This window comes from Anaplasma bovis (genome assembly GCF_036903315.1).
GTDB lineage: Bacteria > Pseudomonadota > Alphaproteobacteria > Rickettsiales > Anaplasmataceae > Anaplasma > Anaplasma bovis.
The window spans coordinates 44,028-59,982 of record NZ_JAWLNY010000001.1 but is presented as its reverse complement, the minus strand read 5'-3'; the positions used below and the strand labels follow the sequence as shown (position 1 = coordinate 59,982).

12 protein-coding genes and 1 tRNA gene are annotated in these 15,955 nt (G+C 43.7%); 7 read left to right on the top strand and 6 right to left on the bottom strand.

The window, feature by feature from the left end; translation table 11 throughout:
• Positions 1-140: 140 nt before the first annotated feature.
• From R4I06_RS00280 to R4I06_RS00270, 3 genes are all read right to left on the bottom strand, one after another.
• Complete coding sequence (locus tag R4I06_RS00280; RefSeq protein WP_334413494.1) at positions 141-1,646, bottom strand: proton-conducting transporter transmembrane domain-containing protein; 1,506 nt, start codon at positions 1,644-1,646, stop codon at positions 141-143.
• A 177-nt stretch (positions 1,647-1,823) separates the two neighbouring features.
• Entirely contained in the window at positions 1,824-4,520 is a 2,697-nt protein-coding gene (locus R4I06_RS00275) for an AsmA family protein (RefSeq protein WP_334413493.1), read from the bottom strand.
• 122 nt (positions 4,521-4,642) lie between these two features.
• On the bottom strand, positions 4,643-6,901 hold the full coding sequence (locus tag R4I06_RS00270) for an NADP-dependent malic enzyme (RefSeq protein ID WP_334413492.1): 2,259 nt from the start codon (positions 6,899-6,901) through the stop codon (positions 4,643-4,645).
• Positions 6,902-7,179: 278 nt separating this feature from the next.
• Here R4I06_RS00270 and R4I06_RS00265 point away from each other — a divergent pair, with 278 nt between their 5' ends.
• On the top strand, positions 7,180-7,851 hold the full coding sequence (locus R4I06_RS00265) for an ABC transporter ATP-binding protein (protein WP_334413491.1): 672 nt from the start codon (positions 7,180-7,182) through the stop codon (positions 7,849-7,851).
• Between the two features lie 18 nt (positions 7,852-7,869).
• Here the strand turns inward: R4I06_RS00265 and R4I06_RS00260 are convergent, their stop codons facing one another.
• Complete coding sequence (locus tag R4I06_RS00260; protein WP_334413490.1) at positions 7,870-8,811, bottom strand: tyrosine recombinase; 942 nt, start codon at positions 8,809-8,811, stop codon at positions 7,870-7,872.
• 262 nt (positions 8,812-9,073) lie between these two features.
• On the opposite strand from R4I06_RS00260, the gene secG reads away from it, so the two are divergent.
• Positions 9,074-9,382, top strand: coding sequence for a preprotein translocase subunit SecG (secG, locus tag R4I06_RS00255; RefSeq protein ID WP_334413489.1), 309 nt, complete (start codon positions 9,074-9,076; stop codon positions 9,380-9,382).
• Between the two features lie 7 nt (positions 9,383-9,389).
• Positions 9,390-11,027, top strand: coding sequence for a CTP synthase (locus R4I06_RS00250; protein ID WP_334413488.1), 1,638 nt, complete (start codon positions 9,390-9,392; stop codon positions 11,025-11,027).
• Between the two features lie 107 nt (positions 11,028-11,134).
• Here the strand turns inward: R4I06_RS00250 and ribD are convergent, their stop codons facing one another.
• Complete coding sequence (gene ribD / locus R4I06_RS00245) at positions 11,135-12,214, bottom strand: bifunctional diaminohydroxyphosphoribosylaminopyrimidine deaminase/5-amino-6-(5-phosphoribosylamino)uracil reductase RibD (RefSeq protein WP_334413487.1); 1,080 nt, start codon at positions 12,212-12,214, stop codon at positions 11,135-11,137.
• Positions 12,215-12,292: 78 nt separating this feature from the next.
• Between ribD and R4I06_RS00240 the strand changes: the two genes are divergently transcribed.
• Together R4I06_RS00240 and trpS are read left to right on the top strand one after the other, a co-directional pair.
• A complete protein-coding gene (locus R4I06_RS00240; protein WP_334413486.1) occupies positions 12,293-12,931 on the top strand; it encodes a nucleotide exchange factor GrpE in 639 nt (212 codons plus the stop codon).
• 7 nt (positions 12,932-12,938) lie between these two features.
• Complete coding sequence (gene trpS / locus R4I06_RS00235) at positions 12,939-13,928, top strand: tryptophan--tRNA ligase (RefSeq protein ID WP_334413485.1); 990 nt, start codon at positions 12,939-12,941, stop codon at positions 13,926-13,928.
• Positions 13,929-13,948: 20 nt separating this feature from the next.
• Here trpS and R4I06_RS00230 read toward each other — a convergent pair.
• Positions 13,949-14,035: transfer RNA gene (locus R4I06_RS00230), tRNA-Ser, on the bottom strand.
• A gap of 193 nt (positions 14,036-14,228) precedes the next feature.
• Between R4I06_RS00230 and R4I06_RS00225 the strand changes: the two genes are divergently transcribed.
• Both R4I06_RS00225 and R4I06_RS00220 read left to right on the top strand, forming a co-directional pair.
• Entirely contained in the window at positions 14,229-14,585 is a 357-nt protein-coding gene (locus tag R4I06_RS00225) for a hypothetical protein (RefSeq protein ID WP_334413484.1), read from the top strand.
• Positions 14,586-14,755: 170 nt separating this feature from the next.
• Positions 14,756-15,946, top strand: coding sequence for a hypothetical protein (locus tag R4I06_RS00220; protein ID WP_334413483.1), 1,191 nt, complete (start codon positions 14,756-14,758; stop codon positions 15,944-15,946).
• Positions 15,947-15,955: the final 9 nt, after the last annotated feature.

Here is a 15,955-nt window from a genome sequence, read left to right as displayed (position 1 = left end):
AAAGCTCTTCACCTCCTCCTGAACTTGCAGTGCGTCCGGATGAGAAGAAAGTTTCCACAGATAAAAAAGTACTCGGAGTTGAGTCCGTAGTTACACCTGTGGGCAAAGATACAGGTCGCGGCCGCGGTTAAATTAGAACTCTAGCCTTGGCACGCAGAAAACAGGTCTGCAGCTATCTGCTCCGATATTGAAGTTAGAGGCAGTGGATATGCACCAGCTGCCAGCCCAAGAACAACCATAACCCAGATGCACGACGTCATAGCGTACGGAGTTTTGACAGATATATCGTTTGCACACGTATCAACCATCCTAGGGGAAAAGTACAGGTATTCTACAACCTTCCACGTGTATATTACCGAGCACACAGATCCCATCGACAGTGCCGCAAGACCAACCCAGGCTCCCGCATCAGCAAAAGAGCTCAGCATATGCCATTTGACCACAAAACCAACTGTTGGGGGCATTCCTACCAAACTTAAAGACAGCAACACAAACGCCGCGGATATACTGGGCACAACCCTGCTAAGACTTAAACATTTACCGACGTCACTCTTTCCGAAGTGATACGATATCCCCCCAAACACCATAAATAATGCAGATTTTACCACACTATGATTCACCATATACGCAATAGCCGCTGCTAACCCAGCATAAGTGTTTATACATACCGCAAAGATTATGCACCCTACACTAGCAATACTGGAATAAGCCAAAACACTACGTATATCTTCATTGAATATGGAAAACACGGACGCCACGATCATAGCCACAGCAGCAAGAACCAGCATGACATTCCCAAATGGCAAAGATACTAGTACAAGCTGCCTGCCAAACACGCTGTACACAACTCTAATGACCAAGTATATCATAACCTTGGTCGAGGTCCCCGATAGAAACACCACTATAAATGAGGGGGAAGCAGCATACGTCTTAACAAGCCACCCATGGAAGGGAAATAAGGCGGCCTTCATTATAAGGCCCAGAATTACAAATAATATGCCTGCATATATCACCCGGTTCATCGGTATATCTTGTAGAATAGCAAACATACTACCCATGTTTAGTGTGCCTGTGTTAGCGTATAAGAACCCTACACCAAGTAAGTAAAACGTCGCCCCTATAGTCCCGACTATCAAATACTCAAAGGCGGATACCAAAGCTTCCTTACCACCTCCCATAGCTACTAAAACATATGTAGCTATAGAAGCCACTTCCAGGAACACATATACATTAAAGGCATCATTAGATACCAAAATTCCCAGGAGTCCTCCAAAAGCCATAAGAAATACAGCGTAAAACCTTGGCACCTTATGTGCAGATATTTCCTTGTTGCTTGGGTATATACCGTAAATAATACTCACTACGCCAATGAACCCCACTAACGCTAACATTGTTGCGCTTAGCAGATCCACTTTTAACTCTATCCCGTACGGTAAGTCCCAGCCTCCTACCCTGTAAACTATGGGCCCACCCGCTTTTACATTAAAAAACAAAACTAACGCAGTCACAAATGAGAACAGAACTGCAGAACAGGAAACTATTTGGACTAGCCAAGTTCTAGAACTTAGCAGAGGACACAATACAGCCGCTAAAAGTGGCACTAGCACCACCAACACTATCATGTTGTCTATAAAAACGCCTATCACCTGGTTCCTTTAACTCCGAACAGGCCTATATATCCACCTTATACTTGAAAAAGTTAGCATTAACAACAATATTTCCTTGTGGAAAGGACACTTTCCATAGTTTCAACAAATATCAGCCTTTTACCGTCCTAACATGCAAATATGCGTTGGGTATAACATTAACCTTCCATCCACGTACTATTTCCCGTAAGCGCGTGATAGCGCAAACAATTTATCTATGTCAAAAGTAGGATTAGGCTGCCACAAGTGTCCTTGCATGTTCATATCTATGCTCGCGGGAGTACGGGTTTTATCTCCTGGGGGAATAAACGAAAACCTACAAAGCGACGTAATGGAAAATTGAGGAAGGAATAAATTCAAAGATGCAGCACCCACAGCACTTGCTAGTCTAAAACGCAGTGAAGACACCACACTTCCATCTCCTATGTTTGCTTCACCCTCAAATGTATCGAATACAGTATTTCCGCGGTACAAGTATATCCTAGATAGAGAAGCAACTTCGGCTTTGGTTTCTGTATTGAACAAATCAGTTATGAACCCATTGAAGTCAACTCCCTTTACATCAAACCTCCTTGCAGCAAACTTCAGCTTACCTTTTACAGAATTTACCCATTCAAGAACATTCTTTCCCTGGGCTTGTAGTGTGCCACTGAAACTTAGGTTTCCTTTCAGTATATCTTGCTCTTTATTGCCTCCTATAGCCAAGTTTGATGCTGAAACGACAACTGATATGGAAGATATGTCTCCCATTCCCAGATTACCACTTATATCAACATTCCCATGTTTTCCCTGGCGGAAGGCCAGTTTGTCAATAGACATAATCCCCTCTTTCAAGGCTGATAGTAGGGAAAAGTCCGATATAGTTGCATCCCCAAATAATATCTTTTTTATCTTGATGTTTATGCTACCATCCATTCCTTCGAAACATGACAAATCTATAGGAGACTTTGACCACGTGAATTTCTGAGACTGAGAAGTCTTATCCTTCTTGTTACTCGCGCCCTTAGACTCGTAATTAACAAACTTAGGAATCCACAAAAATTCAGAACTGTATTGCTCGCTGTCCAGATTTAACAACAGCCTTGGTCTAACCCCTTGACTACTCAACGTAAGCGCTGCGTAACCCCTAACTTCCGAAGGGCTATCCTTACTATCTACCGCAGAAAATCTTATTCTTTCTATACCAATCTTTCGATTCGATACATCTGCCACAAAGCTTAACTCTCCTATGCGCCTATTAGCAACGGTGAAATCTCGAAACTTTACAGCCAACTGCATAGGAAAAACTATATTCCTGAGCCATGTAAACTCTTTCATCTTGCTCTTGAAGTCAAAATTTTCGTCAAAGTTGTAGACATCTGCAGTAAAGTTGCTGACAACTACCTTCCCTATTACAGTTCCTCCTCTCCTACCGTATTTGTACTTTAGATCTCCCATCGCATTCGCGCGTCCGGACCTCATTGTTATGTTTCTCAGTGCAATGACGCGTGGAGCTATGTACAAGTCACTATCTAGAACGAAATTGCCTCTTACGCTTCCCACCTTGCTGTACTGTATGGGAAATATCCATTCCAAAATCTCATCTACGTCCTCCCCCTCGGCATTAAATTTCCCCGTGAACCTGGGGACTATGTCTCCTTCTTCCTTATGTGTGCCACCACTTATGTACAACTTGTTGTTTACTCCAGGCAAATCAAGCAACAACCTATCTATCGCCAATTTTCCTTCCTTTATGTATGCATCTGCAACTAGGTTTTTAGAAGTATTACCCTTGTAGCGTATCTCTTTGACATCTAAGCCAAATCTTATATCCAGATTTGATAGAACTCCCGCGACACGCCTACCCGTAGCAGATCCGATAGACGCACGGTATGTGTCCCCACTGTCCACAACCCCTTTGCCGAATAGGTCATCTATGTCTATCAACGAAAAGGCAAGTCTGGCGTCACAGGACAGGCCCTTATCACAGTTTGCATTGGCATTTCCTTCGATACTTGCGCTTTTTACATCAAAGTTACTTATTTCCCACGCGCCATTATCCTTACTTTTCACGTCCGCGGTTAAAGAGAGCCCTTCCCTTGAAGTAATGTACGAAAGTATATCAACATCACCAGCAACACCCAGCGCCTCAGCAAGTTCAGACATGTTACTCGTCTTAGCACTAACTGACCAAGCAAAGCTACTAGGTGTCTGATTATTTTCTCCCTCTGAAAGAGGAAAACTTTGATCCCCATGCAGCACTATACTCGTGTTTGCAGATGTCAGTTCAATATCTGCAACTTTATTCCCAGCATTGGTCTTGAGCTTAGAAACAAATTTGTATTTATTACCCCCTATCATAAGCTCTGCATCAGCAAAGAAATTCCCGCTGTTAGATTTTATTTCTCCACTCCTAATGTAAACAGCATTTCGATTTGAACCACTAATTGCCGAACTATCTGCAACAATTGAAGAATCAAAAACTCGTATCTTATACGCAGCACCCAAAGTACTCGACAGAAGCATATTGCTCAAGCTGTGCACATCAGTACGCACTCCGTGCATGTCCATGGACTTCACTTCCAAAGTGCCAAATATTAGGGATCCCAAGCTCAGATTCAGTTCTAACTTTTCGATAGAAACCGCCCCAGAACAGCTACGAAGTTCTTCTCCACATTCAAAGTACAGGTTGTTAACTGTGAGTTTAGGGGTAAGGAACCGCCCCTCCATCTTCCCTAAAGCTCTAACGGAAGCTCCACTTCCACTGGCAGCAGCTCCTAATTGCTCAAATACATATCCCCCGTATCTGGCATTCCAGTCAATAACATACGGTGCAACCACTATTGCAAGTAACGCAACAAGAGCTACAACAAAACATCCCCGCCAAAGTTTCATTTTACACCACGAACACTTGCCTCACTATATTCAGCAACAATTTAAGAATATATAAAACAGTATTGAAGGGAACGAGAATTATTAAACCATGCAAATCAAGACTCTACCAACATCTCCCCTAATTACAGGGAATTGTATAGCGTAGAAGAAAGCAGCGATAAACTCAGAATATCCGAAACCGAAGCACTCATGTGCACAATCTGCGCTGGTTTACTCATGCCCATGAGCAAGGGACCGACAACCGTTGCGCCACCAACCTCTTTCAGTAACTTGGTTGATATGCTGGCACTATGCAAACCAGGCATCACAAGAATATTGGCAATGCCGCTAAGCCTACAAAATTTGTACAACGCAAGAGATTCAGGTTTTAGCGCAACATCTATAGCCATCTCACCGTCGTACTCAAAGTCTAGGCCCATTTTATCCATAATAGCCATACACTCCTTAATCCTGCCCGACTCTTCGAGAGTCCTGCTGCCGAAATTGGAGAACGAAATGAACGCGACTCTAGGCTCGTGACCCATACGCCTCACGGCTGTGGCAGATTTCACCGCTATATCCGCTAATTGCTTTGCTGTAGGAAATTCGTTCACAGAAGTGTCAGCAACAAAAAGCGTCCTGTCACCTTTTGTAACTATCGATAATCCAAAAACTTCCCCTGTTGCATCTATAGCTTTTCTTATGTCAGAAAGAGATTCTGCATATCCTCTGGTAACCCCCGTGACTAGCGAATCACCGTCTCCACAGGCTAACATGCATGCAGCAAAAACATTCCTATCGGTCTTTACTGCTCTAACACAACCCCTATGTAGATATCCATCACGCTGCAACCTGCCATATAGATGATCTATGTAGACATCGTTACGCGAAGAAATAGCAGCATTCACCACCTCGACGCCATTCAGGCTGTCGACTCCTATGCATTCTAATCCCTCTTTAATTTTGTCAACTCTTCCCACGAGTATAGGGGTACCGTAACCTTGCCTGTGCCATTCAAGAGCTGCTTTTATTACTTTGACTTCTTCTCCCTCAGAAAATATGACTCTCTTTTCTGTGCCCTTTATGGAGCTATACATCAAGTTCAATACATTGGATGTGGGCGAAATACGAGAATTCAACTCTCGTGCATATCCGTCCCAATCATCTATAATCTTCCTAGCAACGCCAGACTCTATAGCTGCCTTCGCTACAGCCGGAGACACGACAGATATTAGCCTTGGATCAAACGGTGTGGGAATAATGTACTCCTTCCCATAACGCATCCTGTTTTTACCATAAGCCTCTAAGACCTCATCACTAACCACCTCACGTGCTAGCATCGCTATTGCTTTAGAAACCGCAAGTTTCATTTCGTTGGTCACGGACCTAGCACGAACATCAAGCGCTCCACGGAAAATATAAGGGAATCCCATAACGTTATTGATCTGATTGCAGTAATCAGACCTACCCGTCGCTATTATAGCGTCAGGACGAACCTCGCGAGCAAATTCCGGATTAACTTCTGGATACGGATTTGCTAAAGCAAATATAATAGGTTCCTTGTTCATAGACAGAAGCATCTCTTTGCTCAATACGTCCCGCACTGACAACCCAATAAATATGTCAGCTCCCTTAATCGCGTCTTTAAGATCCCTGTCCTTGGTTTCTATGGCATGTTTTAACTTCCACTCATTCATGCCGAGTTGCCTACCTTTGTAGATAACTCCATTCTGATCACAGACAACTATATTAGACTCAGGCACACCGAAAAACTTCAGCATCTCAACACACGCTATGCCGGCAGCGCCTGCGCCATTTACAACAATTTTGGTATTTCTTATGACACGACCCGTGATATCCAGGGCATTTATTATCCCCGCGAGAGCTATTATAGCGGTGCCATGCTGATCATCGTGGAATACGGGAATGTCCATCAATTCCCCGAGACGCTTTTCCACTACAAAACACTCAGGTGCTTTTATGTCTTCCAGGTTTATTCCTCCCCAGCTTAGACCTAAGTACCTGACAGCATTGATAAACTCGTCTACATTCTCGGTGTTCACTTCTATATCAACCGCATCGATATCAGCAAAGCGTTTGAAGAGAACTGCTTTACCCTCCATTACAGGCTTCGATGCTAAAGGTCCAATATTCCCCAATCCAAGCACAGCCGTGCCATTTGATATGACAGCAACGTAATTACCTTTAGCGGTGTACTCGTAGACGGCATCTGGATCTGCGGATATTTTCAGACAAGGAGCAGCTACCCCGGGTGAATACGCGAGCGACAAATCACTCTGTGTTACAAGTGGCTTAGTAGGAAGCAGAGAAACTTTTCCAGGTCTTCTTCTACGATGGAACTCAAGCGCTTCCTTGTCATTACCTTCCAAAAAATCACCCATACAAACTCCAGAGCCACACAGAATATACTCATTGTAAAATATCTGCAACCATTTAGAATTGCGCCCTTTTTCGCATCATATGACGGCACTAAAGCTCGACACTTTACAACCTGATAGCTGTGAGTAGTTTACTTTCCGAATATTTACCATGCCTTTTACGGTGTTTGTATGCACTACAACACTCTAGGTTAATCAACAATAAACAAATCGAAATTAAACGTGGATTTTTTCCCGTTCCCGCCTTATCTAAGAACTTATTACCTTACAGTTAGCTGGTTGTGAATTCAGTTCTAGAACTGCAAAACATAGTAAAGCAATATAAGGAAAAAAGAGTTCCCATCTTGGATAACATCAACCTGACAATAGAACGTGGAGAGTTTGTTGCACTAGTAGGTAGTTCAGGTTCAGGTAAAAGCACGTTGTTACACATAGCTGGTTTATTGGATACACCAACTTCTGGCACAGTGCTAATAAACGGAGAAAGATGCTCTCCTGCAAGCGATGCTCAGCGTACTAAGGCACGTAGAAAGTACTTAGGGTTCGTATACCAATTTCATCATTTGCTTCAGGAGCTTTCTGTAGTTGAGAATGTGATGCTTTCTAGGAAAATTTCCGGTTTTGATCTGGAATCTTCGAGGCCTGCAGCAATTTCGCTCCTGCAAGAGATGGGGTTAGGCGACAAAATAACACACAAGATCTCCAGCTTATCAGGGGGAGAACGTCAAAGAGTCGCTATTTCAAGAGCCCTTGTAAAGTGTCCACATCTATTACTTGCAGATGAGCCCACAGGCAGCTTAGATCCAGAAGTATCTCATGCCATTTTTTCAATCATGTACGACGCCATAAAATCCAAAAACTTAGCGGCCTTGATAGCTACCCACAATTACAGTTTAGCAAAAAGAGCTGACAAAATTTACCTACTAAATGACGGGAAGCTCGTAGTCCAATAGCCTACTGTGCAAAATTCGTCATTCATCTTGGTGCAGCTTGGAAAACTGATGAAATTCCTGCAAAACTTCCCGAAATTTGTTATTCGCAACATGCGTGTAGATCTGCGTAGCAGACAAGTTTGTATGCCCTAACATTTTTTGAATGAATACTATGTTAGACCCGTTGTTTAACAAGTGTGTCGCAAAGGAATGTCTGAATTTATGCGGTGAAACTCTCCTATGGTCAATACCCGCAGCCTTGGCAAGCTGTTTGAGCAGTTGCCCCACCCTCTGTCGGGTTATACACTGATCAAACTTTGCCCCGGGAAATAACCATTTAGATTCAGAATCTTCTTTTGCTATGAACTCCTTTCGCACCGAAAGATAAGCTTTAATACTGCCCATAGCAACGCCATTAAACAACACTAGGCGTTCTCTGCTACCCTTACCTTTTATTATAAGGTGCTCTATATCTCGTGTGCGCTCACGTAACATGGATGAAACTTCGTGGAATCCTAGACGCACCAACTCTGATACCCTTATTCCAGATGAGTACAATACATTAGCTATTGCGGCGATCCTTTTACCTTCTGCAGACTCATCTAATCTCGCAGTTTCCAGCATTTTAGACATTTCTTCTACACTTATTACTTTCGGAAGTGCGCGATGCAGCCTACACGTGTCTAGATCAACTGACGGATCAGTATCTAATATGTTATCGTTCCGTAAAAATTTGTATAATCCCCTTATGGATGACACTCTACGAGCTATGGTTGCGGAGCTGTACTTTTTCCAACTCATGTGCCTAACATAATCGCGCAAATCATCGATGGTAGCTTCAAGAATCGTTGACTTTCGCAGTTTTAAGAACTTTTCTAGATCGTACAAATCGTATTTGTAACCCTCGCTCGTATTGGTAGATACCCCTCTTTCCGATATCAATAACTCTAGAAACGCATCTATATTGTCATTGCGAGTCATAATAACAGGTTACCCTACTAGCATTACACATATATACCCTTTATTGAGGTTTTCACTAAAACTTCTAGCAATTATGTATCTACCTTATTAGCAAACTTCTTACTGCGAATGAATAACTGGTAAATGTGCCCTGGCATGCGGAAATTGTTCTTATCAACTGCCTAAAATAACTGCCTGAGCACTTACTATATTGGTAGCAATATGTTGACCTGAGGTGACAAATGTTATAGCCTTGCGGCAGTGTTGTTGGTCTGCTAGCCCCATGTTTCTGATAGTTGCGCAGGTTTTTCTTGCGCTTTTACTGGTGTTATTAGTTTTGATACAGTCTCCGGAGTCCGATGGGCTTAGTGCGCTCGGTGGCTCGCAGTACAACTTGGGATCTGTCTTCGGCAAAGGTTCGCCCTCCAGTTTTGTTGCTAAGCTAACAGCGGTGGTAGCGGCTGTTTTTATAGTGAATACCCTGCTTCTCGTAGGCACGGGGTCGAGGGATATGCGTAGTGTTGACGTTGTGGGCAAGGCGGCGACGACTAGTGAGCTGAGCAACGACTTCAATGGAGTTCCTTCTGAATAGCTAGTTTATGAAAAAAAGCTCCCCTACTCGCTTTATATTCATCACGGGTGGCGTGGTGTCTTCTTTGGGCAAGGGTCTTACCTCTGCTACAATGGGAGCGCTATTGCAGGCGCGTGGATTCAGCGTGCGTCTCAGAAAATTAGACCCATACTTAAATGTAGACCCCGGTACAATGAGCCCAGCTCAGCATGGTGAAGTCTTTGTGACCGAAGATGGAGGAGAAACAGATTTAGACCTTGGGCACTACGAACGTTTTACAGAGGTTTACACTACGCGTTCGGATAACATAACTGCAGGAAGTGTATACCACCAACTTCTTACAAAAGAACGGCGGGGTGACTACTTGGGTCAGACTGTTCAGGTAATACCGCACGTCATAGATTTGATAATTTCCTTTATCATGAATAACAGCGACGCGGTTGACTTTGTTATTTGCGAAATAGGCGGTACTGTGGGTGACATAGAGAGTCAGCCATTTCTAGAGTCAATACGGCAGGTAGGATATAAGTTGGGCAAGGAGCTAGTTATTTTCCTCCACTTAACTTTAGTCCCCTACATAGGCACTGTCGGAGAATTAAAGACTAAGCCTACTCAGCATTCCGTGAAAGAGCTGAGTTCTTTGGGCATTCAACCCGACATCGTACTCTACAGGAGCAAGGCGATGCTGCCTGCATATCAGACTGCAAAGATAGCGAATTTTTGCAACGTACCGGAAGATAACATAATTCCCGCTTTGGATGTGGATAACATATACACCTTGCCGACCATGCACCATGCACACGGGTTGGATATACAGGTGTTAAAACATTTTGGCATACAGAGTGCTGAACCTGACTTGTCCAAGTGGCTTAGAGTGCTAGACATGTTTGCTGAGGTAGGTGAAGAAGTTACCGTGGCGGTAGTTGGTAAGTATGTCACTTCTTTAGATGCCTACACTTCTCTCATGGAAGCGTTGAAGCATGCAGGAATTCATGCGGGAATAAAGGTTAATATTGAACTACTCTCTTCACGTTCCCCAATTTCGGAATTAGATTTATCTTGTGCAGACGGAGTACTTATTCCTGGTGGATTTGGAGATGGGGGAACTCAAACTAAACTTGCAGCAATAACGTACGCACGGGAAAATAACATCCCAATGTTTGGGATTTGCCTAGGAATGCAGCTTGCAGTTATAGAATTTGCGTCAAATGTAGCGCACTTGGATAATCCGGGGTCTACAGAATTTGACCCAAATTGCAAAAACCCAGTAGTTATAGAGCTTGAACGAGACAGTGAAGACTATCAGGTAGGTGGCAGCATGCGCTTGGGTGCTTACACGTGTTCACTGAGAAAAGGCTCAAAAATTTTCGACATATACGGTGTGCCAGAAGCAGCAGAACGTTGTCGCCACAGGTATGGCATTAACCCCATGTTCAGGGATGTCCTTGAACAACACGGCCTATTGGTCACTGGAGTTGCGAAAGCGGACAATCTTTTAGAGGTTGTGGAACTTGCAGATCACCCTTGGTTCATTGGAGTGCAGTTTCATCCTGAATTCAAGTCCAGTCCGTTCAAATCACATCCACTGTTTCTCTCATTCATTAAGGGATGTCTGGCCTCTAAGCATGCAAGACGTCAAACTCAAACTCGTGGCCAGTTCCTGTAATATATCTTGACGTTGGTGCTGTGTTTCATCTCACAACTTGGACTCCACCTTGTTTGGGCACTGAGCCTCCAACTCTTTGCTGCTAGCGCCTCAATGGTAACATGCCTTCACCCATACACTACTCGAAATATGTCTGCGGTATCATCGTGAAATGACATACTATCAGTCTTTATCAGCTTGTACCCCCCTGCCCCATTATTCCCTATATCTAGTATAGAATCTGTGCCAACCGTACCTGAAAGTTTGCCTGCTCGGGTCCATATTAGTCTGTCAACCAACCTTTTTTTCAAAAGCTCAGTGACCAATATACTGCCCCCTTCTACAAACAACCTCGTTATACCAAGTTCGCTAGAGAGGGCACACATTGCATCGTGCAGGAATTGCTCTCCAGCATTTACCTTTACATATTTTACTCCTTCAAGGTCGCACTTACTGGTACTTTCAACAATGACATATGTAGGAATAAGGTTGGAGGTTTGCACAACCTTGTGGCGTTGCTTCAGCTTCCCAGTTCTGTCAATGACTACCCTAACAGGTGAGTATTGACTCAGCCCCGGAAGCCTGCAATCTAGCATTGGGTCATCACATAAAACTGTATTACTTCCTACCATTATTGCATCGTACATGGCACGCTGCCTATGAATCCATCTCCTGGTAAGATCGTTGGTGATCCACCTTTCCTTCTCCTGTGGACCAAACGATATCTTACCGTCCAGCGTAGTTGCTAGTTTTACAGTTATCAATGGTCTAGCTAGCGTCTTACTATTGAAGAAGCCCGCATTAAGTTCCTCACATTCACGTATCATGACTCCATATTTGACGTGAATTCCAGCTTTTTTCAAGATCTCTACCCCCTTGCCAGAAACCCTAGGATCTGGATCCAGAACTCCAATTACAGCCCTTTTTATCCCAGCTTGTATAAGTGCGGCTGTACATGGACCGGTTACCCTTTCATGACAGCATGGTTCCAATGTAACGTACGCGGTTCCGCCATCTGCTGCGCCACGTGCTTGTTCCAGCGCCACGACTTCCGCATGTGGCCTACCTCCTACTCCGGTACATCCACGACCCACAACAACTTTGTTCCGCACTATTACACATCCAACAGCAGGATTCGGGTATACATTGCCTAGGCCCCTACGAGCCAACCTCAAGGCAAGGGACATGAATCTTTCGTCACCAAACATATGAAATGCTTTTACTCTTGAAATCTACCTACAAAATCACTATATATCTAGACGTTCGTGTGTAAAAGTTTTTGAGCTATGGTGGAAGAAAAACACGGGGCCCCACACAAGTCTGGTGGTTCTCCTACAGAAGAAGGTAGTATGCGAGACTGTGGTGTCAAGAGTGAGGGTTCTGGTGCTTCTGACGCTAAAAAGAAATCCTTAGAAGGTGGTGGAAAATTCACCGCAGGCTTGGGAAGAACTCACAGTAAAATTGCTTCAAATCTCGAGGAGCTGGAAAAAGCCAAAGCGGAAGTTGAGCGCTTGAAAAACCAGCTGCGCTTAGCAGTAGCAGACAGCAAAAATCTAGAGCGGCTAATGCAAAAGGAAATCTCAGATGCAAAGGTCTTTTCCATTTCGGGCTTTGCGCGCGACTTGGTTTCCTCTTGCGATAACCTTGAGGCCTCTATAAAGAACTTGAATCCCGAAGATGCTGTGCATGCTGGTGTTAAGATGACATGGGATGGCTTAGTTGCAACGCTAGAAAAACACGGCGTAACAAGGGTCGAACCCATAGGCGAAGTTTTTGATGCAAGGTTTCATGCAGCAGTAACTCAGGTTGTTGATAACAGTAAGCCTGCGGGCACGGTATTGGAAGTAATACAGATTGGATATATGCTGCACGGAAAGGTTCTTAGGCCGGCGTCTGTAGTTGTTTCTAAGCAGTCAGATTCGTGATAACGTCGTGGTTATATTTTCTGCTGCACAACCAAGCAATGCTTCGCTACATTTAGGTAACTATCTTGGTGCTGTACGCAGATGGGTTGCCCTTCAACAGACCGGACAGTGCCTATTTTGCATAGTGGATCTTCACGCACTAACGTCTTTTCGTCCTGAAGCTGGTGAGTCCTTACGTAGTAGATCTGAAAATTTATTAGCGAATTACATAGCCTGCGGCTTAGAGCCTGCAAAAGCTACGTTGTTTTTACAATCCGACATACCTGAGCATACAGAGCTGTGCTGGATACTGGGCTGTCTTACTTCCGTAGGATGGCTGAATAGAATGACGCAGTTTAAGGACAAGATGAGTGAAAAGTCGGCTTCTATGGGACTGTACTGCTACCCAGTACTCATGGCTGCAGACATTTTGCTATATCACGCCGATACCGTTCCCGTGGGAAATGATCAGAAACAGCATGTTGAATTAGCGCAAGCTATAGCTAAAGCCTTTAATGCGGCTTATAATGTTGAGTATTTTCGTGCACCAGTAGTGCAACCCTTCGATACAACTTCAAGGGTGATGAGTCTGAAAAACGCACAGAAAAAAATGAGTAAATCTGATCCGTCTGATTTTTCCAGGATAAATTTAGATGACTCAGACGATTTAATAGTGAAGAAAATTAGAAAAGCTACTACAGATAGCATAATAGGCTTCAATTTTGAAGAACTGTTGGAAAGACCCGAGTTAAATAACTTAGTTAACATATTTGCCTCGTTATCGGCTTCGGATCCAGAAACAGTGTGCAAACAATTCGAAACGAGTACTATAAGTGAATTTAAAACTGCACTGTCGGATTTATTGATAAAAGAAATTGCCCCCATAAGATCTAGAATAAAAGAGTTATCTTCTGAGAAGTCATATATTTCTAGCATTCTTTCAGAAGGGCGTGACGCTGCCCGTGAGATTGCAAGTGCTAATATAAAGGAGATAAGAAAGATTATAGGGCTGACCTAGGAGACGACACCTTGGATGCGCGGACGGAGTGGGATTCGAACCCACGGTACGCGTTAACGTACGTCAGTTTTCAAGACTGGTGCCTTAAACCGCTCGGCCATCCGTCCGGATCACTTCTAGCATAATAATGCGGTATTCGCAATTTGTATGTTCCAGCTTAGCAGAATTTAGGATTTGCTGTGTAATAACAAACCGTATGGATGTATCACAATTGCGTTAACCTTTTCTATCGTATGTTAATCTAAAGTTAATACTACGAACTTTATACTCCAGCGATTTCGGTTTTATAGGCATAACGCAATGACAAATTATGACAAGGTCCGTGTAAGTGTTCAAGTTAGTAGTAACAACATCTTAGAACACTTGGATGTAGATGATGGGTACATAACCATCGAAGACAACAACGGAATGTTGTTCAGGAGTCATATGGGCTGTAAACCTGAGCCATTAATGGAAGAAGAACATCAGTGCTGCCAGTGCCTAACCGTACTGCATGGCCAAGAATCCCTTGGTGAACTGCAGGGATCTTCACTAGAAAGCCTCAACTTGGACTTCGAAGATAATTACATGACGGCACACTTTTATCTCACTCCCGAGCACGCATTGACTTTAGTAGATATGGTAAGCCCGAACATTGGTATAGATATTCTTCATTAAGAATATTGGTATACAGATTCTCTAACTTATAGGTAGCGTGGTGCCTAAGGCTAGGCATCGCGAGAGAGGGAGGGGTGTTGTCCCTGCGGTTTGCGCTCCTCTGTGACACCTTGCCGCACCTATTGTTCTGCAAGTAAAAGACCATTTTGCAACGTATTATGGAGCAACCTATGTTTGATTACAACGACCAGCACAATGACCACCACGATAGCCTTACCGCTGTTATTACTGCATCAAATCTTGATTTTGATACTGACATTAGGTTTGATAACGACACTTTCTCAATAGATAACGGAAATTTGCTCGCTCAGTTCAGTACAATGCATCAGGACGAAGATCTTCGAAATGTTAGCTTTATTAAGTATGACGAGTCTTTTTACGCTAATTTCCCGCAATCTTATGTAAACAAAATTCATGTAGATTTCTTGGAAAATTTTATGAAAGCCTCAGTTGTGATAAAAGCTCCTTCTGCAGAGGAAGAAACACGTCTGATGGATGAAATTACAAAGATATTTGACACAAAAGTAGTGAGTACCGATTCTCAAGTTTCCGAACCGCAAGATGAGCCACAAGAAGTTGATAACGAACCAACCCCTGTAACCAACAAGTTCGTAGATCCTGAAGCTCCCAACCCCACCACTGCAGATGATATAGCAGATGACGTGGCAGATGTTGCTTTTCGCGGTCTGATGACTCTTACCGATGCTGCTCTAGGCATTTTTGATGAGCCAAAAGAAGTTGATGGCGAACCAACTTCTGTGGCTAACAGTTTTGTGGATCCTGAAGCTTTCAAACCCACCGCTGCAGTTGATATAGCAGATGACGTGGCAGATGTTGCTTTTCGTGGCCTGATGACTCTTGCCGATGCTGCCTTAGGCATTTTTGATGAGCCACAAGAAGTTGATGGCGAATCAGCACCTGTAGCTAACAGTTTCGTAGATCCTGAAGCTCCAAGTATCACTATTGCAGACTCTTCAGCTGCAGATGCGGCTTTTCATGATCTGATAACACTTTCCGATTTTAATCCAAGTGCTTCGGATGAAACTGCAGACAAAGCAGCGCAGTATGATCTTCCTGCTCCAGACATAACTGATAAGCCAGCAAATGCAGACGCTCACACTGATAACGTTTCAGCGCAGTATGATCTTCCTGCTCCAGACATAACTGATAAGCCAGCAAACGCAGACGAGTACACTGATAACGTTTCAGCGCAGTATGATCTTCCTGCACCAGACATTAGTGCATCTGATGAGGTGAAGAAGGGCGAAGATGCTAAAACTGAAGACAATAAGGATGAAACAGAAGCCCTCGATGACGACATTCATTTAGACGCTCTGTACGACAGTCTGTTCTTGTGGTAGTCCTCCACA

Coding starts and splice junctions, on each gene's coding strand:
- R4I06_RS00250 (WP_334413488.1), top strand. CDS start 9,390: ATGAAAAAAAGCTCCCCTACTCGCTTTATATTCATCACGGGTGGCGTG.
- ribD (WP_334413487.1), bottom strand. CDS start 12,214: ATGTTTGGTGACGAAAGATTCATGTCCCTTGCCTTGAGGTTGGCTCGT.
- R4I06_RS00240 (WP_334413486.1), top strand. CDS start 12,293: ATGGTGGAAGAAAAACACGGGGCCCCACACAAGTCTGGTGGTTCTCCT.
- R4I06_RS00275 (WP_334413493.1), bottom strand. CDS start 4,520: ATGAAACTTTGGCGGGGATGTTTTGTTGTAGCTCTTGTTGCGTTACTT.
- R4I06_RS00225 (WP_334413484.1), top strand. CDS start 14,229: ATGACAAATTATGACAAGGTCCGTGTAAGTGTTCAAGTTAGTAGTAAC.
- R4I06_RS00260 (WP_334413490.1), bottom strand. CDS start 8,811: ATGACTCGCAATGACAATATAGATGCGTTTCTAGAGTTATTGATATCG.
- R4I06_RS00270 (WP_334413492.1), bottom strand. CDS start 6,901: ATGGGTGATTTTTTGGAAGGTAATGACAAGGAAGCGCTTGAGTTCCAT.
- secG (WP_334413489.1), top strand. CDS start 9,074: ATGTTTCTGATAGTTGCGCAGGTTTTTCTTGCGCTTTTACTGGTGTTA.
- R4I06_RS00220 (WP_334413483.1), top strand. CDS start 14,756: ATGTTTGATTACAACGACCAGCACAATGACCACCACGATAGCCTTACC.